Origin of the sequence: Streptomyces sp. NPDC059897 (assembly GCF_042730865.1) — a bacterium.
Taxonomy (GTDB): domain Bacteria; phylum Actinomycetota; class Actinomycetes; order Streptomycetales; family Streptomycetaceae; genus Streptomyces.
In genome coordinates, this window is sequence record NZ_JBHWKQ010000023.1 from 115041 (window position 1) to 136890 (window position 21850).

Annotated in this window: 22 protein-coding genes; 10 read left to right on the forward strand and 12 right to left on the reverse strand. The window is 69.1% G+C overall.

Going from position 1 to position 21850, the window contains the following annotated elements; genetic code table 11:
* Positions 1-65: 65 nt before the first annotated feature.
* The gene (nikE, locus tag ACFV9W_RS24565) at positions 66-1661 is read left to right on the forward strand and encodes a nickel ABC transporter ATP-binding protein NikE (RefSeq protein ID WP_385764397.1); all 1596 of its coding nucleotides are present in this window, start codon (positions 66-68) and stop codon (positions 1659-1661) included.
* 45 nt (positions 1662-1706) lie between these two features.
* Here nikE and ACFV9W_RS24570 read toward each other — a convergent pair whose 3' ends face one another.
* Positions 1707-2294: a hypothetical protein gene (locus tag ACFV9W_RS24570; RefSeq protein WP_385764399.1), complete on the reverse strand. Its 588-nt coding sequence runs from the start codon at positions 2292-2294 to the stop codon at positions 1707-1709.
* 47 nt (positions 2295-2341) lie between these two features.
* A complete protein-coding gene (locus ACFV9W_RS24575) occupies positions 2342-3148 on the reverse strand; it encodes a hypothetical protein (RefSeq protein ID WP_385764401.1) in 807 nt (268 codons plus the stop codon).
* 758 nt (positions 3149-3906) lie between these two features.
* On the opposite strand from ACFV9W_RS24575, the gene ACFV9W_RS24580 reads away from it, so the two are divergent.
* Positions 3907-5208, forward strand: coding sequence for a phosphatidylserine/phosphatidylglycerophosphate/cardiolipin synthase family protein (locus tag ACFV9W_RS24580; protein ID WP_385764403.1), 1302 nt, complete (start codon positions 3907-3909; stop codon positions 5206-5208).
* 50 nt (positions 5209-5258) lie between these two features.
* On the opposite strand, the gene ACFV9W_RS24585 is transcribed toward ACFV9W_RS24580, so the two are convergent.
* The 3 genes from ACFV9W_RS24585 to ACFV9W_RS24595 are packed head-to-tail and all read right to left on the reverse strand — an operon-like array spanning position 5259 to position 8997.
* Positions 5259-7352, reverse strand: a complete 2094-nt coding sequence (locus tag ACFV9W_RS24585; RefSeq protein WP_385764405.1) for a xanthine dehydrogenase family protein molybdopterin-binding subunit — start codon at positions 7350-7352, stop codon at positions 5259-5261.
* A gap of 59 nt (positions 7353-7411) precedes the next feature.
* Positions 7412-8404, reverse strand: a complete 993-nt coding sequence (locus ACFV9W_RS24590) for an FAD binding domain-containing protein (RefSeq protein WP_385764407.1) — start codon at positions 8402-8404, stop codon at positions 7412-7414.
* Positions 8401-8997: a 2Fe-2S iron-sulfur cluster-binding protein gene (locus tag ACFV9W_RS24595; RefSeq protein ID WP_385764409.1), complete on the reverse strand. Its 597-nt coding sequence runs from the start codon at positions 8995-8997 to the stop codon at positions 8401-8403. The genes ACFV9W_RS24590 and ACFV9W_RS24595 overlap by 4 nt, the downstream gene beginning before the upstream one ends.
* A 235-nt stretch (positions 8998-9232) precedes the next feature.
* Here ACFV9W_RS24595 and ACFV9W_RS24600 point away from each other — a divergent pair, with 235 nt between their 5' ends.
* The 3 genes from ACFV9W_RS24600 (at position 9233) to ACFV9W_RS24610 (ending at position 13249) form a co-directional block, all read left to right on the forward strand.
* Positions 9233-10408, forward strand: coding sequence for a PP2C family protein-serine/threonine phosphatase (locus tag ACFV9W_RS24600; RefSeq protein ID WP_385764448.1), 1176 nt, complete (start codon positions 9233-9235; stop codon positions 10406-10408).
* A 493-nt stretch (positions 10409-10901) separates the two neighbouring features.
* On the forward strand, positions 10902-11810 hold the full coding sequence (locus ACFV9W_RS24605; RefSeq protein WP_385764411.1) for a tannase/feruloyl esterase family alpha/beta hydrolase: 909 nt from the start codon (positions 10902-10904) through the stop codon (positions 11808-11810).
* A gap of 164 nt (positions 11811-11974) precedes the next feature.
* The gene (locus ACFV9W_RS24610) at positions 11975-13249 is read left to right on the forward strand and encodes a prolyl oligopeptidase family serine peptidase (RefSeq protein ID WP_385764413.1); all 1275 of its coding nucleotides are present in this window, start codon (positions 11975-11977) and stop codon (positions 13247-13249) included.
* Positions 13250-13368: 119 nt separating this feature from the next.
* Here the strand turns inward: ACFV9W_RS24610 and ACFV9W_RS24615 are convergent, their stop codons facing one another.
* From ACFV9W_RS24615 to ACFV9W_RS24630, 4 genes are all read right to left on the reverse strand, one after another.
* A complete protein-coding gene (locus ACFV9W_RS24615; protein WP_385764415.1) occupies positions 13369-14217 on the reverse strand; it encodes a hypothetical protein in 849 nt (282 codons plus the stop codon).
* Positions 14218-14382: 165 nt separating this feature from the next.
* The gene (locus ACFV9W_RS24620) at positions 14383-14958 is read right to left on the reverse strand and encodes a hypothetical protein (RefSeq protein ID WP_385764417.1); all 576 of its coding nucleotides are present in this window, start codon (positions 14956-14958) and stop codon (positions 14383-14385) included.
* Positions 14959-15013: 55 nt separating this feature from the next.
* Positions 15014-15514: a DinB family protein gene (locus tag ACFV9W_RS24625; RefSeq protein WP_385764419.1), complete on the reverse strand. Its 501-nt coding sequence runs from the start codon at positions 15512-15514 to the stop codon at positions 15014-15016.
* 34 nt (positions 15515-15548) lie between these two features.
* The gene (locus tag ACFV9W_RS24630; protein ID WP_385764421.1) at positions 15549-16175 is read right to left on the reverse strand and encodes an SAM-dependent methyltransferase; all 627 of its coding nucleotides are present in this window, start codon (positions 16173-16175) and stop codon (positions 15549-15551) included.
* A 91-nt stretch (positions 16176-16266) separates the two neighbouring features.
* On the opposite strand from ACFV9W_RS24630, the gene ACFV9W_RS24635 reads away from it, so the two are divergent.
* Positions 16267-16851: a helix-turn-helix domain-containing protein gene (locus ACFV9W_RS24635; RefSeq protein WP_385764423.1), complete on the forward strand. Its 585-nt coding sequence runs from the start codon at positions 16267-16269 to the stop codon at positions 16849-16851.
* A 247-nt stretch (positions 16852-17098) separates the two neighbouring features.
* On the opposite strand, the gene ACFV9W_RS24640 is transcribed toward ACFV9W_RS24635, so the two are convergent.
* Both ACFV9W_RS24640 and ACFV9W_RS24645 read right to left on the reverse strand, forming a co-directional pair.
* A complete protein-coding gene (locus ACFV9W_RS24640) occupies positions 17099-17287 on the reverse strand; it encodes a hypothetical protein (protein ID WP_385764425.1) in 189 nt (62 codons plus the stop codon).
* Between the two features lie 285 nt (positions 17288-17572).
* Entirely contained in the window at positions 17573-17695 is a 123-nt protein-coding gene (locus ACFV9W_RS24645) for a hypothetical protein (RefSeq protein ID WP_385764427.1), read from the reverse strand.
* 489 nt (positions 17696-18184) lie between these two features.
* Here ACFV9W_RS24645 and ACFV9W_RS24650 point away from each other — a divergent pair, with 489 nt between their 5' ends.
* Positions 18185-18322, forward strand: a complete 138-nt coding sequence (locus tag ACFV9W_RS24650; protein ID WP_385764429.1) for a hypothetical protein — start codon at positions 18185-18187, stop codon at positions 18320-18322.
* A 5-nt stretch (positions 18323-18327) separates the two neighbouring features.
* Positions 18328-19524, forward strand: a complete 1197-nt coding sequence (locus ACFV9W_RS24655) for a phosphatidylserine/phosphatidylglycerophosphate/cardiolipin synthase family protein (RefSeq protein ID WP_385764431.1) — start codon at positions 18328-18330, stop codon at positions 19522-19524.
* 295 nt (positions 19525-19819) lie between these two features.
* Here ACFV9W_RS24655 and ACFV9W_RS24660 read toward each other — a convergent pair whose 3' ends face one another.
* The gene (locus ACFV9W_RS24660; RefSeq protein ID WP_385764433.1) at positions 19820-20791 is read right to left on the reverse strand and encodes a helix-turn-helix domain-containing protein; all 972 of its coding nucleotides are present in this window, start codon (positions 20789-20791) and stop codon (positions 19820-19822) included.
* A gap of 210 nt (positions 20792-21001) precedes the next feature.
* Here ACFV9W_RS24660 and ACFV9W_RS24665 point away from each other — a divergent pair, with 210 nt between their 5' ends.
* Together ACFV9W_RS24665 and ACFV9W_RS24670 are read left to right on the forward strand one after the other, a co-directional pair.
* The gene (locus ACFV9W_RS24665) at positions 21002-21400 is read left to right on the forward strand and encodes a hypothetical protein (RefSeq protein WP_385764435.1); all 399 of its coding nucleotides are present in this window, start codon (positions 21002-21004) and stop codon (positions 21398-21400) included.
* A 189-nt stretch (positions 21401-21589) separates the two neighbouring features.
* On the forward strand, positions 21590-21742 hold the full coding sequence (locus ACFV9W_RS24670; protein ID WP_385764437.1) for a hypothetical protein: 153 nt from the start codon (positions 21590-21592) through the stop codon (positions 21740-21742).
* Positions 21743-21850: the final 108 nt, after the last annotated feature.

The following is a 21850-nucleotide window of genomic DNA, read 5'->3' on the forward strand; positions in this document are numbered from 1 at the left end:
ATCAACCCCACACCCCTGCGCACCCACCCCACACCCCGAACCCCGTTCGAAGAATGGACCCCTCCGTGCCACCCGAGTCGCCGCCCGAGCTCCCCGGCCCCCTGCTCTCGACAAGGGACTTGACGATCACGGCGCCCGGGAGCCGCGCCACACTCGTGCGGGACGTGTCCCTCAACATCGACTCCGGCGAGACGCATGCCCTCGTCGGGGAGTCAGGAGCGGGCAAGACCCTGACGGCGCGGGCCGTGCTCGGGATGCTGCCGTACGGGGCCTCGATGACCGGCGGCATCCGGTTCGCCGGGCAGGACATCGAGCCCGGCGGGCAGCGCCGACTGTGGGGACACACCATCGGGTACGTACCGCAGGACGCACTGTCGGCCCTCTCCCCCGTGCACCCCGTGGGCGACCAACTGGCCGCGTCCCTACGGTCATTGGGCGGGCTCGACCGACGAGGTGCCCGGGCCGCCGCCGTCGCCGCCCTCGACCGCGTCGGCATCCCGGACGCCGGGCGACGCGCCCGCGCCTACCCGCACGAGTTCTCCGGCGGCATGCGCCAGCGCGCCGTCATCGCGATGGCCACCCTGCACCGGCCCCGGCTCCTGGTCGCCGACGAGCCCACCACCGCGCTCGACCCGCTCCTCCAGGAGCAGATCCTCCACCTGCTCGCCGAGCAACGGGCCGCGTCCGAAGCGGCGCTCCTGCTGATCACGCACGACCTGCCGCTCGTCAGACGCTGGGCGGACCGGGTCACGGTCCTGCACGGAAGGACGGTGCAGGAGACCGGCCCGACATCCGAGGTCCTGAGCGAGCCGAAGGCGGAGTACACCCGCAGGCTCCTCGACGCGACCCTGCGCGGACAGCGCTCGACACCGGCGGAAACTCCCGAACCCCTGCTGTCCGTAAGGGCCTTGACGGTCCGATACCCAGGACGCGGCCGCGGCGAGTCTCCCGTGACAGCGGTCGACAAGGTCTCCTTCGACGTGGCACGCGGCGAGACCCTCGCCCTGATCGGCACCTCCGGGTCCGGCAAGTCCTCCACCGCCGAGGCGGTCCTGCGCCTGCGCCCCGCCGCCTCCGGATCGGTCCGGTTCGCCGGACGGGAACTGCTCGACGTCGACGACACGGAGCTGCGGCCGCTCCGTCCGCGCATCCAGCCCGTGTTCCAGGACCCGCACGGTTCGCTCAGTCCGCGCCAACGCATCCGCGACGCGATCGCCGAACCCCTGCGCGTACAGGGCCGCTGGGACGACAAGGCCGGTCCGGCCAGGGTGGAGGAACTGCTGACCCAGGTCGGCCTCGACCCCGCTCTCGGCGCCCGCCGCCCCCACGAACTCTCCGGCGGCCAGTGCCAGCGCGTCGGCATCGCGCGGGCCCTCGCCTCCGACCCCGAGCTGCTGATCCTCGACGAACCGGTGTCCGGGCTCGATCCGACCGTGCGGGCCGGGGTCCTCGACCTGCTGGAGTCTCTGCAGCGAAGGCTGGGGCTCGGCTACCTGTTCATCTGCCACGACATGAACGTGGTGACCTCATTCGCCCACCGCGTCGCCGTCCTGAGCGACGGGAGGATCGTGGAGACCCTGCCGGCGCGGGCGCTGGCGACACCCGAGGCTTGCCACCCGCACACCCGCGAACTCCTCGACGCGGCACACCAGCTCGTGTGACCTCGACGATCAGACGTGCACGCGCCGGTGCCGCCCGCCCTCACCTCACCGGATGCGTAGTGCGTCGAAGCCGGCCTGCCGCGCCCTGGCCGTGCGATCGGAGCTTGCGTTGTCACGCTCAGCTGCCAGCTTGTCCCACTTCTCCGGTTGCATGACCATGAGTTCGCCGCTGTCCGGTGTCACGATCACGCCACCGAAGGGAAGGTCGCCGGCGATCCAGACGCCGCGCCCGATGCCCGCGGGCCAGGCGTGTCGTTCGAGTGCGTTGACGGCCTTCATCTGTGGTTCCCGGCCTGGTTGATGGTCCCTGATGCGGAGCGTGAAGACCGTTCCGTAGCGGCTTCGATTCTCGCCCTTCTGAATGACGTGCGGGCGATATTCGAGCGGGTAGAGGCGCAGCGCCCGCTTGCAGCGTCGCAGCCACAGGAACGCGTAAGGGAAGCGGAAGCCCATGAGGATGATTCCGAGGACTCCGAGGAGGGTGAAAACACCCATGAACGGAGAGTCCCAACTGGCCGCCTTCGAAAGGCCGATGGGGGCGGCGATCAATACGAGACAGGCCAGGAGGCGAGTGCTGAAGTCTCGCGCCAGGGCGACGGTGCTTCGCTTGATGATTCGGTCGACATCCACCATTGCGAGTCTACTTCCGGCGGCCGAGGGCAAGAGCCACAGATCAACGCTCAGGAGTTTCGGTTGATCCAGCTTCGGGTCCTCTCGTCCCAACTCAGGTCAATACGCTCACCGTCGGCCGCCTTGTCGACGATGTCAACGAAGTCGCGCACCAGGGCAGCGTGAACTTCCTCGGGGAGATCGCCGGGGATCTGCACCGTGAGTTTTCCATCGGGCGTCCTGAGGACCACCAGATCCCACCGCCGGCCACCTGACTGACGCCGATTTGCCAAAACATCGATGAGTTTATTGGCGAATGCGCGATACGTTCCGGTAGCCGCTTGTCCGGCAAGTCCCTGAGCGTAGGGAGCAACTATCCAGGCACAGATGAGCACCGTGACGCTCCCGCCCAGATCGATCGCAACGGCATCCGAGCCGGAGTAATCGTCTTCCTCCTCGACTTCGAGGGACTCTTCCCACTCACCCGCCACTGGCGGCCACTTGCCCATGATCTGCTCGTATTTGACTGCTCGCTCGCGTTCGGCAGCGAGCCGCTCCCGCTCTTCCAGTTGCCGGCGTTCGGCTCTCTCGTGTCGCCGCTGTTCCGGATTCAGCCGCATCCACTGCACCAGCTGAGCCAACTGGGCTTCCAGCTGTTTCTGTGCATCCCTCTTCTGCTTCCGCTCATCCCAGAGGCCGACCCGTTCCTCTCCCCGGAGAAGAGCGTCCGACAGTGGACGCACCTCGTCCACCACCCGCTGCAACTCTACTGAAAGCCGCTCGTGTTCTACTGCCAGATCCACGTCGTCCACTGGCAGCAGCCGGAATCGCTCGTGCGACGCACCCGAGTGGTTCGCGTCGGGTTCCCTGATGGACATGAGTCAGCACACCTCCCACCTGGATGGTATGGACACCTCAAGCCACGCAGGGGCGGTTCACGAGATCACCGCAACCGGAAACGCGGATACAGTCAGTGCCGCATCGGGGCGAGGACGCCTTCTTGGTCGCGGCAGGCCTTCCAGAACGGCCGCCCTCCCTCCTCGGGCGGAAGCGGCTCCCGCCACCTGGCGGGGGTGTCCCCGACGGTCGCGATGCAGGGCGGATACACCGTCGAACTGCGGGCCCCCATTCGCCGCACCTGAGCGCAATGCTCCCCCGCCGCGCCAGGTGGCGGGGTCGCCCTGCGCCGACGGCACGCCTACTGGCTCGCCCTCCGGATCAACCTGCTCAGCGTCACGGCCGCTTCCCTGCTTTCTCGTGCAACCCTCGGACGCCTTGGCGAGTCTCCTGTGTGCCGAACGGCGGGTCACTCCTGCGACAAATTGGGGCAAACGCCGACGGGTCAACACCTCATCAACGTGGGATGTCCGCCGGACGCCTCCGCCCCCTGCAGGAGCTCAACGCATGGCCAAGCACATACGCCGCCTTACCACCCCGCCTCCGACGCACGTGCGCGTCGCCGCAGCGAGCGGCATCAACGGCGACGGCCACCCGATGTTCGGGACGAACGCCGTCAGCTGATCCGAAGCCATGAGTGGTTCAGCCCGCCCACCTGGGCGACCACTCACCGGTCGATCAGCACAGCACCAAACACCCTCGCCTCGGCATCGTCACCCACCCCGCGAAAGGCCCGCCCATGAAGCGCACGCTCACGTTGATCACCGCGCTGGCCGTCACCGCGCTGTCGCCGACGACGGCGCATGCCGCGGTCAAGAAGGCCAAGGCTCCGCTCACTTGCGAGAACCGGACGTTCACCTCGAGACCGGGCCCGAGCTTCAGCGACCCGGAGGACCCCGACGCCCAGATGAACGTCCTGGGACCGATCATCGAGTCGATCAACAGCGCCAGTTGCGGGCAGACCATACGCGTCGCCATGTACTCCATCGGCAGCACGCACCCGGGCCCGGAATTCGCCAACGCCCTGATCGCCGCGCACCAACGAGGCGTCATCGTCAAGGCCCTGATGGACCATCACAGCGACAATGCGACCTGGCAGGCGCTGGTCACCGAGTTGGGCAACGACCCGCGGGCCTCCAGCTTCGCCGCGCTGTGCCCGGGCGGCTGCCTGACCCACTACTCCGGCTCCGCCCTGCACGCGAAGTACTACATGCTCAGCGGCGGGAGCGACGCGAACCGGACGGTGACCGTCAGCAGCGCCAACCCCACCTCCGCCCAGGCCAGAACCGCGTGGAACAGTGCCGCCACCGTCAAGGGCAACGTCGACCTGTACAACTCCTACGTCCGTTACTTCACGGCCATGTCGAAGGGGGCGCTCAACGGGCCGGGCCCATTGGTGCCCGACTACTACAACACCACCAGCGGCACGGACGCCCGGACGACACTGTCCCCGCCCTCGTACCAGTGGCCCAAGGCACGTTCCAAGAGCGACACCTGGGTCGACTTCCTGAACAACGTCAAGGCGCCGGCCACGATCAACATCGCCATGTTCCAGTGGACCGCTCACGGGAAGCCGGGCGACCGGAACTACCTGGAGCTGCCGAAGAAGCTGGTGAGCCTGGGGAAGTCCGGCGTGAAGATACGGATACTCTTCACCGCCGGTCAGGTTGACGGCAGCGTGGAGGACTACCTGAAGGACCGGACGAACATCGAGGTGCACGACACCTCCCGCGGCATCGACGCGAACGGCAACGCCCTGCACTACACGCACGACAAGTACATGATGGTCAGCGGTGGTTACGCGAGTTCGTCCAACGCCAGAGTCGTGTTCGTCGGCTCCGCGAACTGGACGAGCAACGGCGTCTGGCACAACGACGAGTCGGACCTGAAGTTGGTCGGCCAGTCCCAGTACGACCCGTTCATGGCGGACTGGCAGAACCAGTTCAACCGCTGCTGCGGCACCGTGGCACGGGAGTTGACCGCCGAGAAGCGCGCCGAGAACACGGCACCCGAGATTCCGATCGATCCCGAGCAGATCTAGGAGTAGGCACCTCAGCGGCCACCCTCAGCCAACGCTCTCAAGGGCCGCCCTCAGCCGCCGCCCGCCAGCACCCGGTCCGGCGTGATCGGCAGTTCACGCTGCCGGACGCCGGTCGCGTGGTGCACGGCGTTGCCGATGGCGGCGGCCGTTCCGACGATGCCGATCTCGCCGATGCCCTTGCTGCCCATGGGGTTGAGGTGGGGGTCGTCCTCGTCGATCCAGTGCGCCTCGATCGCGGGTACGTCGGCGTGCGCCGGTACGTGGTAGGCGGCGAGGTCGCGTTCCACGAAGTCGCCGAAGGCGGGGTCCAGCGTGCTGCCCTCGGTGAGGGCCATCCCCAGGCCCATCGTCATCGCGCCGATGAACTGGGAGCGTGCCGTACGGGAGTTGAGGATGCGGCCCGCCGCGTAGACACCGAGCAGGCGCCGAACGCGGACCTCGCCGGTCACCGTGTCGACACCGACCTCGGCGAAGTGTGCGCCGAAGGCGTGTCGCGCGTAGGCACTGTCGGCGTCGGCGCGGCCCGCCGTGTCGGCCGTGGCATCGAGCCCAGCAGACGGAATCCGCCCATCGCGCTCGGCGAGGTCCGCCGCCAGTCGCGTACAGGCCTCGTGGACGGCCCAGCCCCAGGAGGCCGTGCCGGAGGAGCCGCCCGCGAGTGAGGCGGTGGGGAGGTCGCTGTTGCCGACTTCGGTACGCACACGATCCACCGGGACACCGAGCGCGTCGGCTGCGACCTGGGCGAGGACGGTACGCGCGCCGGTCCCGATGTCGGTGGCGTTGATCCGGACGACGTAGCTGCCATCCGGCGCGGCGTGGGCGCTCGCGCGCGACGGCGCCACGTTCACGGGGTACGTCGCCGCGGCCACGCCGGAACCGACCAGGACGGGCCCCTCGGCTCGTGAGCGCGGGCGCGGGTCACGGGCGGACCAATCGAAGCGGCGAGCCCCCTCGCGCAGGCATTCGGCGAGGTGGCGGCTGCTGAAGGGGCGGGAGCTGTCGGGTTCGCGCTGGGTGTCGTTGCGCAGCCGCAGTTCGACGGGGTCGATGCCGAGGGTTTCCGCGAGTTCGTCCATCGCCGACTCCAGGGCGTACATGCCCGGCGCCTCCCCCGGTGCGCGCATCCAGGAGGGGCTGGGCACGTCGAGCGGGAGCACCCGGTGGGTGGTGCGGGCGTGCGGCGAGGGGTACATGACGCGGGTGACGGCGGCCGCCGTCTCGACGAATTCCTTGATACGGGAGGTGTGTGACGTCACCTCGTGCACTACGGAGGTGAGGGTGCCGTCGGCCTCCGCCGCGAGCCGCACCCGCTGCACGGTCGGCGAGCGGTGGCCGACGACGGCCGCCAACTCCCGCCTGTGCAGGACGAGTTTGACCGGCCGTCCGGTGGCGCGTGACGCCATGGCGGCGAGCACCACGTGCGGCCGTGGTGTGCCCTTGGCGCCGAAGCCACCGCCGACGTGTTCGGAGATGACGGTCACCTGGTCCTTCGGCAGCTCGAACAGGCCGGCCAGGACGTCGCGTACCGTGCTGGCGCCCTGGCTGGAGTCGTACACGGTGAGCCGGCCGTCCTCCCAGTGGGCGGTCGCCGCGTGCGGTTCCATCGGGTGGTTGTGCAGCGGTGGCACCCGGTAGATGACATCGACCCGGTGGTCGGCGCGGGCGTACGCGGCGTCGGCGTCACCGCGTACGTGCTCGCCCGAGGTGCCGTCGGTGTCCTCGGGAACGTAGGCGTCGGAGTGGTCGGCGGTCAGGGTGACGTCGTGGGGTTCCTCGGCATAGGTGACACGGACGGCGGCCGCACCTTCGTGTGCCGCCTCCAAGCTGTCGGCGACGACGAGCGCCACGTACCAACCGCGGTGCGGGACACGGGAGTTCTGGAGCACACCGAGCGTCGCGTCGTCCGGTTCGGCCAGGCGCGGCGCGTTGAGGTGGGTCAGGACCGTGACGACACCGGGCAGGGCCCGCGCCGCCGTGTCGTCGACGGCGGTGACCTCACCCCGTGCCACCTCGGCCGGCACCGGACAGGCGTGGGCACAACCCTCGGGGGTGTGTTCGGCCGCGTAACGGGCGGCCCCGGTCACCTTGGCCGGGCCTTCCCTGCGGACGGCAGGCGACCCGAGAACGCTGGTGGTGTCCGGCATGGTTCTTCTCCCTGAAGAGCGGGTGGGGTGAGGCGGTGTGTGTGCCGTGTTGTGCCGTGTCAGGAAGCTCCGGGCGGCGTCAGGCGGCGCAGCATGTCGCATGCCAGATTGCGGGCGAGGCGCACCTTGAACGCGTTGTCGCGCAATGGTTCGGCGGCCGCGAGTTCCGCGTCGACGGCCCGCTGATACGCGTCGTCGTCCGCGGCCCCGCCCGTCAGTGCCTGCTCGGCGCGCAGGGCCCGCCAGGGGCGGTGCGCCAGACCGCCGAACGCGATGCGCACCTCGCGGACCACGGCATCCTCGACCTTCAGGGCGACGGCCACCGAGGCGAGCGCGAAGGCGTACGAGGCACGGTCGCGCGCCTTGCGGTAGGCGGAGGGCAGTCCGGCGGTGGCGGCCGGAAGCAGGACGCCGGTGACGAGTTCGCCGGGCACGATCTCGGTGTCCAGGTCCGGGCGGTCGCCGGGCAGCCGGTGGAACTCGGCCGCGGGCACCGTGCGCCGGCCCTCCGAGCCATGCAGCTCCACCTCGGCGTCGAGTGCGGCGAGCGCGACCGCCATGTCCGAGGGGTGGGTGGCGATGCACTGCGGCGAGTGCCCCAGGACCGCGTGGTCGCGGTGGACGCCGTCGCGCGCCCCGCAGCCGGTGCCGGGCTCGCGTTTGTTGCAGGGTTTGCCCAGGTCCTGGAAGTAGGGGCAGCGGGTGCGCTGGAGGAGGTTGCCGCCGGTCGTGGCGATGTTGCGCAGCTGCCCCGAGGCCCCGGCGAGAAGTGCCTGCGCGAGCACGGGATAGCGGGCGCGCACCAAGGGGTGGGCGGCGAGGTCGCTGTTACGGACGGTCGCCCCGACGCGCACGGCCCCGTCGGCGATCTCCTCGACCGTGTCCAGCGGCAGCCCGCTGACATCGACCAGTGTTCCGGGCGTCTCCACCCCCAGCTTCATCAGGTCGACGAGGTTGGTGCCACCGCCCAGGTAGCGGGAGCCGGGGTGACTCGCGTGGGCCGCGGTCGCCTCGTCGACGCTGTGGGCCCGTACGTACTGGAAGGCTTTCATCGGGTCACGTCCTCGACGGCCTCGACGATGTGCGGATAGGCCCCGCAGCGACACAGATTGCCACTGAGCCGCTCGCGGATCTCCTCCCTGCTCAGCGCGACGGGACCGCCGCCCGGATCCGCGCCCGGATCCGTCACGTACGAGGGGTGGCCCGCCTGGGCCTCGGCGATGGCGCCGACGGCCGAGCAGAGCTGACCGGGTGTGCAGTAGCCGCACTGAAAGGCGTCCCGGGCGAGGAAGGCGCGCTGGAGGGGGTGCAGGTGTCCCTCGCCATCGCCGCCCGCGCCCTCACCATATAGACCATCTAGGCCACCTAGGCCATCAACACCGTCGTCGGCGCGCAGACCTTCGACCGTGGTGATGTCACATCCCTCCTGGGCCACGGCCAGCAGCAGGCAGCTGTTGGCGCGGCGCCCATCGACGAGCACCGTGCAGGCGCCGCACTGGCCGTGATCACACCCCTTCTTCGCGCCGGTCAGATCCAACCGTTCGCGCAGGACGTCCAGCAATGTGGACCGGTGGTCGACCGTGAGATCGCAGCCCTTGCCGTTCACGGTCAGTGACACTGCCGAGTCGAAGCCACCGGTTGCCATGGGCGCTCTGCTCCCTCGTCCGACGTCCGAAGCGCGGTCCGGTCCACGACCCCGCGTATCCACCCTGGGGCAGAACACACCCTCCGGCATGCGGAGGACGGGCCGTACGTGGGCCCCGGCGGGTGCCTTCACTCGTGTCGCGGCAGTCGGCGGCCCGGAGGCGGTCCCCGGCGCGCGGGGAGAGACTGCCTGGAGGCCGTCCGTACCGACCGGACAGGGAGTGATCGCGTTGACGGTGCCCGAGACCGCGGACAGTGCCCTCGGGGAGTTCCTGGCCGACCCGCGCAATGCGGCGGTGGACCTGACCACGGCGGTGGCGCGCTGCGCCAAGGCGCTCGGGCTGCAGAGCGCCGTGGTCTACCAGGCCGATCTGCAACAGCGTCAGCTCGCCCCCTTGAACGATGTGGTCCCGACGCTCCCCATCGACGACTCGCTCGCAGGCTGGGCGTATCGCACACAGTCCCTGCGGGTGGAGGAGTCCGAGCTCGGCGGGATGACCGCCTGGTTGCCGATGGTGGACGGCGTCGAGCGGCTGGGAGTGCTCGCCGTGCACGCGCCCGCGCTCGATCCGCTCTCCCTGCGACGCGGCAGAACGCTGGCCCACCTGTGCGCCATGATGGTCACCTCGAAGCGGGCCTTCAAGGACACCTACGTCCGCCGTGCCCGCACCGCGCCTATGCAGCTGCCCGCCGAGATGCTGCGCGCCTACCTGCCGCCCCGCACCATCGGCACCACCCACGCGGTCTCGACAGCGGTCATGGAACCGGCCTACGAAATCGGCGGGGACGCCTTCGATCACGCCCTGACCGATACGACACTCCACGCGGAGATCCTGGACTCGATGGGGCACAACCTGGCCTCGGGGCTGACCACCGTGGTCTCGCTCGCCGCCTGCCGGAACGCCCGCCGCACAGGGGCCGACCTCTCCGAACTGGTGGACGCCGTCGACGAGGCCCTGGCCGAATGGCTGCCCGACCAGTTCTGCACCGCGATCCTGTGCCAGCTGAACCTCGCCACCGGTGGCCTGCGCTGGATCAATTGCGGGCACCCGCCGCCGTTGCTGATCCGGGACCAGCACCTGATGGCCGACGCGCTGGAGCGGGACGCCGACCCGCCCCTGGGGCTGCCCGCGACCTTCGCCTCGACCCCTCGGCGGGTGCACGAAATGCAGCTCGAACCGGGGGACCGGGTCCTGATGTACACCGACGGTGTCACCGAGGCCCGCACCCAGCGCGGCGACGAACTGGGACTCGACCGGTTCGTCGACTACATCGTCCGTGCCACCGCCACCGGTGAACTGCCGCCGGAGACACTGCGTCGGCTCATCCACTCCATCGTCGACGCCCAGGACAACCGGCTGCACGACGACGCGACGATCGTGATGTTCGAGTGGCGTCCCGCGAGCCGCTGAGGTTGAGACGGAAATTCCCGATACGCCTCCCCTGAAGCGCTGAAGCTCTGAAGCGCCACACTCGACGGGTCCGCTCAGTGGACTGAGTGCCTTGCCGGTCCATCGATCACTCGCGATCATCTCGCCCTGGACTCAGGCAAGGGAGAACCATGGCGTTTGCGCGACGGTCGACGAGGACGAGGCCGGTGCGAGTCCCGCTCCTACGGGCGGCGATGGTGAGTTGTGTCCTGCTCGTTCCGCAGATTCCGGGTGCCTCCGGCGCCGCCGCAGCCAACAGGGCGTCACATACGGGCAGTTCGTGCACCTCCCTCACGGGGCTCTCCTTGACGGATACGGAGATAGTGTCGGCGCAGCAGGTCCCTCGCGGCGACTACGAGGCTCCCGACGGGAAGACGTACCGGGACCTGCCCGCGTTCTGTCGCCTGACCGCGAAGATCGCTCCGAGCCTCAGGTTCGAGGTCTGGATGCCTTCCACGGTCAGTATCAGCTCGAGATGTGGGGGCGGACATCGATTCACCTGATGACGGTGCGAGCCAAGGAGATCCTGGGCGCGCGCTACGGGGCGGGGCCGAAGTACTCCTACTTCGTGGGCGGATCCACCGGTGGCCGCCAGGGGATGATCGAGGCGCAGTACTACCCCGAGGACTACGACGGAATCGTTTCGAAGAGCCCGGGGATGGACTACAGCCACGTGATGATGTCGGTCCTGTGGACCGCGCAGCCCATCGCCGAGAACCCGGACGGCGTGCTCGGCGCGGTCGACCGGAAGGTGCTCAACGACGCCGTGCTGGCGGCCTGTTCGGGACGTGACGGAGTCCGGGGAGACCCGACCTTGAACGACCCGCGTGACTGCGGCTTCCAGCTGGAGCGGCTCCACTTCGACAAGGACGCCGATCTGGTCGAGAAGAGACTGGCTCCCAAGATCGACGCGACGCGTACGGACCTCTCGCGGTTCGAGGAGCGCGGAGGGAAGCTCATCATGACCCAGGGATGGAGCGACGACTATCAGGCGGCGACGCTGCCCATCGAGTACTACCACCGCGTCCTGCGCGACAACGGCGGCCCCGATGCCCGCTCGTCGCTGCGTGAAGTCCAGGACTTCTACCGGCTGTTCATGGTCCCCGGCGGCGGACATGTGACCGGGGGCCCGGGCCCGAATTCCTTCGACGCGTTGTCCGCCGTCAGGAACTGGGTCGAGCGGGGCGCCGCCCCGCGGGACATGGTCGCCACCAAATACGTGAGAGACCGCCCGGAGAACGGTGTCTCGATGACCCGGCCCCTTTGCCCCTACCCCCAGGTGGCTCGCCATGACGGATCCGGGGAGACCTCGGACGCGAGCAACTTCCGGCGCGCGGACGACTGGGGCGATTTCGCCGCGGACATGGCACGGGCGAAGCGGTGAATCGGCGGGCCGCGCCTTCCCGTGAGGCGCGGCATGCCTGTGGCGCAAGGCACATCGCCGTCCGGACATGCTGACTGGTACTCAACTCGACTACTGCACAGACGAGTTCGATGATCGAGTCCCGATGAATTCTCCGCATCCCACAAGGACCACAAGGAGCCCGCATGGCAACACGTATCAGCCGCCGCACCGTATTGGCCGCCGGCGCGGGAGCCGCCGGCCTGTCCCTGCCGGGTGTCACCGCCCACGCCGCCGAACGCGCCACCACGAGTGTGAGATTCACCCTGAACGCCCAGGTGCTCGACGGCGGCGAACAAGTCACCTCGATCACCCTCGATACCTCTCGCCTCGGCCCGATCGACCCGGCCGGCCTGACCAACGACACCTTCAGCGTGCACGCCAAGGCCACCCGTCCGTTCCCCCTCGCGGCAGGCGAGAGCATCAGCGGTGAGTACGACCTGGACCGCTCGGTCACCGCCGTGCGGCTCGACCGCCGCGGCGACATCGTGCTCGAACTGAGCCATGGCGAGGGCCAGGTCGGGGGCGGCACGCTGGGCTACCTCTCGGCCGCGGGCCGCAACGTGATGCTCGACCTCGCCTACACCCTGACCCAGCACGCCCCGATCGCCCTGCGCGACCGCCGACAGGTCACCATCGCGAGCTTCGTGCAGAACCCTCGGCTGTCCGACCCCGAGGTGGACGCGTTCAGCTCCCACACATCCAGCTCGGGAATGAAGTACCGGCTGTACTCACCCGTCGGTGCCCGTTCCTCGCAAAGGAGCGGGCGACCTCTGGTCGTGTGGCTGCACGGCGGCGGCGAAGGTGCCTCGCTGCCCAACAACTACTACGACAACGAGACCACGCTGCGAGCCAACCGCGGCGCACTGGGCTTCGCCACCCCGGAGGCACAGGGCATCTTCGACGGCGCCTACGTGGTCGCCCCGCAGAGCACCTCCTACTGGATGGCGGACGGCCCCCGCTTCGCCCCGCTCATCCGCGAGATCATCAACGACGTCACCCGCGGGAACCACATCGACCGTGACCGGATCTACGTCGCCGGCTGCAGCAACGGCGGCTACATGAGCATGAAGATGACCACCGTCTACCCCGCCATGTTCGCCGCGTCCGTGCCGATCTGCGGCATTGTCACGGCCTTCCCGCCCGGTGGCGCGCCACTGCTTCCCGACAGCGAGCTGGCGCGGATCAGCACCCCCAGCTGGCTCGTCGCCTCCAACGACGACCCCACCGTGGACCCGCAGGCCAACACCGTCCACGCGCACGAGGTGATCCCTGACTCGCTGATGACGCTGTACGACCACGTCGTCTGGGACGGCCACCAGTTCAACGGCCACTGGTCATGGATCTATGTCGCCCGCAACGACCCGAGAGTCAAGGGAACTCACGTCTGGCAGTGGATGGCCGCCCAGCGTCGGCACTGAGACGGGAAGGCGAGGGATACGGGGGGTGGCTGGGGGGTGGCTGGGGGGGGCTCGGCAGGTTGGATGGCGTCACGTGCGCCATCCGGGCACTCGCGACTCTGCTCACGCCGTGGTCACCGTCAGAAGAGCTTGTCGATCAGGGATTCCGCACTCGGCCATGGCGTTTGCCCGCCGCTCTCCTTGAACCGGCGCACCTGATTCTCGTACATCCCCTCGAAGGAGTCGAAAACGCGCCGCATCTTTTCTGGCGCCACTTCTTCATTGCGCATGAGCAACCGCACCGCGATCCTGAGCTCGTTCCTGCCGGGCGGCAGACCGGCCCTCGCCAACAATTCGGGCGCTTCCTCCTCCGCCTCCTCCCTGCCGCGCGGGCGAGGGGACTTGGCAGGATTCTGGAGGCGGTCCTTCATGCCCTCGCGCCATTCCTGGAAGGCCCGCTCGCTTTCCTCCTCCCGCGCTCGCTCCTGCTCCGCCTTGCGGGCTTCTTCCTTCTTCCAGGCCTTGTCTCTCGCCTGGGCACGCACACGCGCTTTGCGCTGCTCGGCACGCCGGCCGGCTGGCGAAATCACACGGTCGGACGGCGCCGCGGGTGCGTCGACGCGGGCGATTCCCCCGATACTGGAAATGACGTCAGTGACAAGTTGACGGATCGCTGCCGGCATCACCGCGGAGTGCCGGTAGTCCAGCGGGCCGGGATCTTTGTCAGCCCTGGCGATCGCTTCCCGAAGGACCTTCGCCGCCTGCAACGGTGAAAGCTGTCCCCCCGCCTGGCGCCGGTCCACTTCTTCCGTAATGCCCTCGCACTTGGCACGCCGCTTCCGCTCCCGCGCCGCCACCCCGGCCGCCAACTGGTCCTGCTGCCGCTGCCGTTGGCCGGCCAGTTGAGCGGCCCGCTGATCGGCCACCTCTCGCGCCTGGGCCAACTGCCGCTGTTCACGTTCGTCCCGCCAGCGGCTCAACCATCCCATGCCGACATTAGACAGCGGGGCAGTCCCCGGCTACCAGAGCGCGGCGGCGCTCCCCTCCCCGATCCCCGAAATGCGCCGAGCAGTTCAAGCGGGCGACACCGGCGCCCGCCTGTGGTCGGCGCCTGACTGATCGGGGTAGCAGTAGCCGTGCGAACTCCGGCTCCGTCAGAGTTTGCCTTCCATGAGCACCACGCGATGTCCCCCGAGCGCACGGGACAGGCCTTCGAGGAAGCCGGGGCTGAAGTCGGGCCAGTCCCAGAACTCGAAGCCGAGATACCCGAAGGCGAAGTAGCCGTCCGACCAGGTCCACGCGGTCAGGTCACCAGGGCGCCGACAATGCGGGCAGGTGACTGCCGCCCTGCCTGTGTCGCTCCAGTCGCCGATGGCTTCGCTGAAGGGTTCCCACGCCCCCTCGATCTCCTCCAGCCATTCGGTGCAGAAATCCGTCCGGCCGGCACAATGGGGGCACTTCGCGAACATGGGGTCGCCCTGACCGCAGTTGAATACGGTGCGCTCGGTCTCGACCTTCAGCCCGCCGCCGGGCTCCCAGTCCTCTGGGCCGACCACCTTGGCCCAGGAGGGACCGGGCGGATGCCCCAACGGCGCCCCGAGAACGCAGTCCGTGAGCTCGGCCCGGACGATCCCCTCGCTGACCAGCCAGTCGAGTCCGCTGTCGGCCAGGGCCCGGGCGTCCGCATGCGTGGCGTCGAGATCGACGAAGGTCTGGAAGTAGTTCCCCATGAGGCAACAGTAGAGGCAGCCTCACACACCAAGCCCGGGATATCCGGCCGGACACTCAGCGGCCGGTGGAGCCGTCGGTCAGTTCACGGATGATGTCCGCGTGACCGGCGTGCCGGCCGGTCTCCTCGATCATGTGGGTCAGTGCCCAGCGAACGCTGGGAGCAGGGCGGCCCGGCCGCGGCCGAGGAAGGGGTGCGCCGAGGTCGGCGCACCCGTCGAGCACTTCGTTCGCGCGCTCGACCGCGTCTCGGTAGCGGGCGACGACATCGGCCACGCTGTCGGTCGGCGCGGCATGGAAGGTCGTTTTCCAGTCAGCGACGTCGTCCCCGAGGAACATCGACCGTTCGACGAAGGTCAGATGGTGGAGCAGGCCGAGCAGGTTGGTGCCTGACGGCACTGCGGCTGTACGCACTTGGGGTTCGGGAGCGCCGTCGACCTTCGCGGCGATCGACGTGCGGAGGTAGTCGAGGAATCCACGCAGGACCTCGCTCTCGCTGTTCGCGGTCCTGGGCGGCGGGGTGTCGCGGCGCCGGTCGCGGCGCGTGGGGCTGGGCACGGGGAGCTCCTTGCCTTCGAGGCCGGCCGCCGCGTCAGGCGGCGCGGCGGATGAGGAGGACATGGTCGGTGACCTCGGCGGTGTGCCCGCCAGGTCCGCTCGCCGTACGACGGGGTGTGTCGGCGCGCTCCACGGTCCACGTCGCCGGGTCGAGGCCGATGCCCGCAGCGACCTCTCGGGGGCTGGGGTACCGGACGTCGGGGTCCTGGTCCCATGACCACGGCGCGGTCGAGCCGTGGTCGACGATCAGCAGCCGCCCGCCGGGGCGCAGCGCGTGCGCGGACGCGCGCAGGACGGCCGCCCGGTCCAGGTCGTAGGCCGTGTGCAGGTAGTGGGCGCAGATCAGGTCGAACTCGCCGGACGGGAAGGACTCGCGCAGGTCGTGCCGCTCGGCGACGAGACGCTCGCCCAGGCCCTGTGAGCGGGCGAGGGCGGCGAGCCGCTCGACCGCCACGGCTGAGATGTCGACGGCGGTGACGCACCACTCATGGCGGGCGAGCCACAGCGCGTCGCCGCCGTCGCCGCATCCGAGGTCCAACGCGTCGCCGGGCGGCAGGCCTGTCACCGTCTCGGTGAGGCGTGCGTTCGGCTGTGGGCCGCGGGCTCGGGGCCGGGCCGCGTAGACGCCGTCCCAGAACGCGACCGCATCGGTGGTGCTCATCAAGACCTCCTCGGGTCGGTCGGATTGCGTTCAGTCTTGCGAGCGCCCTTTGCCTTGGCACGGAATCTTGCGGTTATGGCAAGGTGGCCCGATGGAGCAGCCTGCGGACGACGACGTGCTCGATGCGGTGGGTCCGCGGCTACGTGCGCTGCGCCGCGACCGGGGGATCACCCTCGCCGGCCTCGCGGCGACGACCGGCGTCTCGGAGAGCACGCTGTCCCGGTTGGAGAGCGGACTACGCAGGCCGAGCCTGGAGTTGTTGCTGCCGCTGGCCCGCATCTATGACGTTCCGCTGGACGACCTCGTCGGCGCCCCGCGCACAGGTGATCCGCGGATCCACCTCAAGCCGATCGAGCGGTTCGGCATGACCTTCCTGCCGCTGTCCCGGCGGCCGGGCGGGGTGCACGCGTTCAAGATGATCATTCCTGGTCGACTGGAACCGCGGGAGCCGACCCCACAGACCCATGAGGGCTTCGAATGGCTCTTTGTGCTCAACGGTCGGCTGCGGCTCGTGCTCGGCGAGCGCGACCTGACATTGCCGCCGGGTGAGGCAGCGGAGTTCGACACGTCATTGCCGCACTGGCTGGGCAGCGCTGACGGCGGCGTGGTCGAGCTGCTGATCCTGTTCGGCCTGCAAGGGGTACGTGCGCACGTGCGCACCGACCCTCAGCGATAGCCGGAGGCGTACGGCCCGGGGGGGGGCTCGACTTTGCACCGGAGCGGAGTATGAGAGGAAGCGCAGGTTCCGTCGCACAGCAGAGACCGTTGTCCCCGGCTGTCGACGGCCGGGGACAACGGTCTCTGTGGAACTTCACGTTCTGGCCGCTGCTCTTCGCCCTCAACCAATGTGGCGCACCCCAACCGCTGAACTCTGACAGGTGATCCTGGCAGGTTGGCAAGTTGGCAGGCGGCATTGACCGTTCCTAGCCATCGCCGCTGCTGCTCGGGCCCCGGCGTCGGTCCTTCTGGGAGTGACGCACCAGTTCACCCGCGGCGAGAGTCGCTGTCGCTACGCCGCGGACCCAGCGGGGCCCACCGCGCGCCGCCCACACCACGCATGCACACCCACCGACGGTGAGCACCAAGATGCCGAGCAGCACCAGAACAATCATGTTCTTCCCCTCCGTGTTCAGTTCTACGGACTCACTGATCGTCTCAGACCAGGAGAGCCCCAGAGGATGTCCGAGCGACGGTGTTCGGTCACAAGCTCCGAAGGTCACCGGGGATCGCGCTTCCGCCTCAACTCCGTTACGGGCCCCCCGGGTTCGGTCTGTCCCGCCGCGCGCCGACCTAGTCTGCCGCCATGACTCCATCCGCCGATACGACTCCGCGGCCGTCCGGGTCCGGCTCCCGGAACGTGCCCTCCTCGAGGGACGCGTCCAGGGCCAGCGCGGCCTCTACGTCCTCGACGGCGCGCCCATCCCCGGCACCACGGGCGCCTGCAACCCCTCGATGACCATCGCCGCGGTCGCCGAGCGCGCCATGGACAGCATCACCGCCAAGGACATCGGCACCGTCATCTGACCCGCCGTCCACGGATTCCGCGGGGCAGCCCGTCGCCGTGACCGGGACGTGCATCGAACCGTCGACTGCCTGGAAGAAGACGGGACCGCGCCCGGTCGTTGCGGTGGTACCGGACGCCCTGGCGAACGTCGCCCCGGACGACACCGGCGCGCCTGTGGTCGACGGCGCCGCCGACGCAGTGGAAGGCGCAGCCGACCAGTTGGCCACTATCAGCAACAACGTCACCCAGCCCGGCGCAGGAACTCGATCAGGTCGTAGTCGCCGTGGGCCGGGGCGGGGCGGGGCGCGGCGCTCAGGCGCCCTCGTCGGGCTCGGACATCCACGCCTTCCGGCCCCGCAGGCTCCCCCGTCCGCATGGTTCGGGCCAGGCCGAAACACGTTGCGGGTCGCGGGTGCGCGTCACGAGCCTGGCCGGACGACCGAACGACCTGGCGTGACCGTCCTCGTGGGGGCGGCCGCGCGCACGGAGCCAAGGAGACCTGCTCATGCTCACCCTTAAGCGTCCGAAGATCACCACGGCCTTCACGGGCGTGCGCACGACCGCGGCGCGCGAACCGGGTCGTACGACGACCGCGGCGCACCCCGCGCCGGCCACCGACGCGGCCGCACAGATGCAGAGGTGACCGGCATGCGCAGAATTCTTCTTGTCGTCGCTGCCGGAATCCTCGCGGCGTTCGGGCTCGGCGCGCCCACCACCTCGACAGCGGCGCCGCCGCCGGACCTCGGCACAAGTGCGGTGTTCAGCAAGCCGGGTGGCACCGAGGTCAAGGACCAGCTGATCCGCCTGATCGGCGGATCCGAGCACGGCTCGATCCACCTGAGCACCTTCCTCTTCCGCGACGAGGACGTCGCCGCGAGCCTCACCGACGCCGCCGAGCGGGGCGTGGCCGTGAAGGTGATCGCCGACTACCGGACCCTCAACAAGCACCCGAAAATCTACGAGGACTTCGACGATGCGATGAAGGACGACGGCAAGGACTCCACCTGGGCGAAGCTCTGCTCCAAGGGCTCGGGGTGCATCGGGGACAAGGGCTCCGCGTACCAGCACAGCAAGTTCGCCCTGTTCTCCGACACCCTGCGGCAGTCCAAGGTCACCTTCATCACGACCGCGAACCTCACGGGCGACGACACCGTGGGCGGCACCGGCGGCTGGAACAGCGCCTACACGCGGGTCGGCAACGACGGCCTCTACGACCGTATGCGCGACTATTTCTACGACCTGCGGGCGGAGACCAAGAACGACGACTACTACAACACGAAGGAGGGCAAGCCGGCCACGTACAAGAACGTCAAGACGTACTTCCACCCGCGGCAGGGCGCCAACACCTTCGTCAACATCCTCAAGGGCGTGGACTGCGACAAGGGGGCGCTGATCCGGATCGACCACTGGTGGCTCGCGAAGACGGACCTCGCCAAGAAGCTCTGGGAGATGGGGCGGACGGGATGCGGGGTGCAGATCGTGGCCAACCAGATCTCCGAGAAGGCGTGCGAGGCGCTGACCAAGAAGGACGGCGGTTACACCGGTCCGCAGATCCGCGGCTTCCCCGCCGCCCAGCGCGAGCACGGTACGCACGGGAAGAACATGACGGTCGTCGGGGACTATCTCGGCAAGGACCGGTACGTCACCTTCACCGGCAGCGCCAACTTCACCCCGTCGTCGCTGGAGGAGAACGACGAGGTCACCGCGCGGATCGAGGACAAGACCATCCACCACCTCTACGCCGGCAACATGCTGGACGTCTGGAACGCGGCGACCATCCGCGACCGGGACTGCGCGAAGCTGGCCCCTGTCGATACGAGGGCCCCGGCCGATGAGGACAGCTGACGGACGGTTCCGCCTGCGTCCGCCGAGCAGTCCGTCGCCCCACCAACCAGGGGGCGACAGGCGGTCCTTGGCGAACCCTGGAGGGCAGGAGGGAGGGGGCCTGCCCTCCAGGGCCGCTGCCGCGCGCGAAGTTCGAGCACCTGGGTGGACTTCCTGCGCGTACCATCATCCAACGCCGCTCCCGCCATGGCACTTTGACGACACTGCCTAGTAGCGGAGTCACTCGGGCTCTTCGGCAACGAAGCGAGCGTCCGTGCCGGGCGTCGCCGGGCAGACGGGAGTTCGACGACAGGCCCTAGTGGCGTGGAGGGCGGGGGCGGCTCTGCTCGCGCCAGGCGCGGGGCGAGAGCCCGTACGCCTGCTTGAACACCTTGCTGAAGTGTGTCGCGTCGACGAAGCCCCAGCTTCGCCCTATCGCGGCGATGGTCCGCAGCCGCCCGCCCGGCTGCGCCAACTCCCGTCTACACTCGGCGAGTCGGCGCGCGCGGATCCAGTCGCCGAGGCTGATCCCCGACCGGGACAGGACCGCATAGGGGTGGCGTACGGAGATGTCGTGGGCGGCGGCGATCCGCGCCGCCGCCAGATCGGGTTCGGCCAGGTGCTGCTGGACGTAGCGGGTGATCCGAAGGCTCAGAGTCGCCTCCAACGGCCCTCTGACCAGGCGGGAGTTGCCGGCCTGGGATGTCAGGACGGCACGCAGCAGTTCGACACTGGGTTCCGCGACGGCGTCGGCGTGGGCTCCCTGCTGCAGCTCGTCAGCGGCGGCCAGTGCGGAGAAGTACGTGAAGGCGAGGCGCGCGACGGGGTCGCCGGATCCCAAGGTGACCGTGCCGGTCCCGCGCAGCAGCCGGTCGGGGAGCGCGAGGGCCGCGCGGGGGAACCGCAGGAAGTGGTGGTCGACACCCTCGTCGAAGACGAGGGTGTACGGAGCGTTCGTCTCGTAGACGGCGAACTCCCCAGGCCCCAGTACGCATTCGCGCCCGTTCTGCACCACCAGGCTGGTGCCTGTCATCTGCAGGCCGAGGAAGACGGCCGGCTCCTCGTCCTTGCGGGCCAGCCGCGCCGTCCGGCGGACCGTGACCGCGGTCGCCCGCGCCGAACAGACCCTGAGGGGTCCGACGGCGCCGAGGCCTATGCGTACGGAGATGTCCTCGGCCGCGGGCCGGTGATCGATGTCGGCCGCCACCACGGACTCCCGCACCGAGTGCCGGACGACTTCCTCCCGGTCCCGCGGCGGTATGAGCGCGGTGTCCGGAACCAGACTCATGACGCCCCCCCCCAAGGCACAGCAACCCGCTTGCTGCGGCGCCGACTTGGCCCCGTGCACCACGGACAAACTTCCCCTCACGAACGACAAAGACCGAGGCCCCCGCCAACCCTAATCTCCACGGGAGAGGCCGACACCGGCTTCCGGAACACCGGCACACCGGCACTGTTCCGCCGCATCCGCGCATCTCCCCTCATGAGAGGACCACCCATGTCCATCCGCCTCGGCAAACGACTCAGAACGCTCCTGGCGGCCGGCACGCTGAACGCCGGCATGTTCGGCGGCGCCCCCGCCCTCGCCCCTTCGGCGGCCGCCTGGACGTACGTCGGGGAATGCTCGTCCAGCCACAAGATCAGCTACAACCTGACCTCTACGCAGCAGATCAAGATCCCGGACGTCCGGTACCAGGGGTACTACAACGTGCGGTGCTGGATGGACTACGGCAGCACCGGAGAGGGCGTCAAGGCCCTCCAGCTCGCCCTGAAGACGTGCTACGGACGCGCCATCGCCGTCGACGGCCTGTACGGCGAGCAGTCCTTCGAGAATCTGAAGTGGGCCAGGTACACCCAGGACGGAACGCGCAACGGCTGCGCGCAGCGCAACTTCTAGCCCAAGGGAGACGCCCGCCCTGCCGCACTGGCGACCCGTTAACGATCGGTTCGAGCCAATTCCACCCAGCCGTCGACCAGTTCACTTTACCTACCTTTGACATCTCCTTGAGGCCCCTTTTACGCTCGATCGGGCGGTACGGATCTTGGTCGTCGTACCGCTGTCCCCACCACATTTGCGGAGGTCGACATGGAGAAGCTCGTCAAGAAGATGGCCCAGGACGCCAACTGGAAGGGCTGGGTCGCCGCCAACTCGGCGACGGCCGCGAAGGACGGCTGCATCAGCGCCGCCCCCAAGGCGGGCTGCATCAGTGCCGCCCCGAAGGCCGGCTGCATCTCCTGAAGCAGTACGCACCCGGTCGCACGATCAAGGACCGCGACTGAGCACCGACCCGGGTGACAGCGGCGGCCCAGGGCGGGCCGCGGCCGGAGCGACAGGACCGGCCGCGGC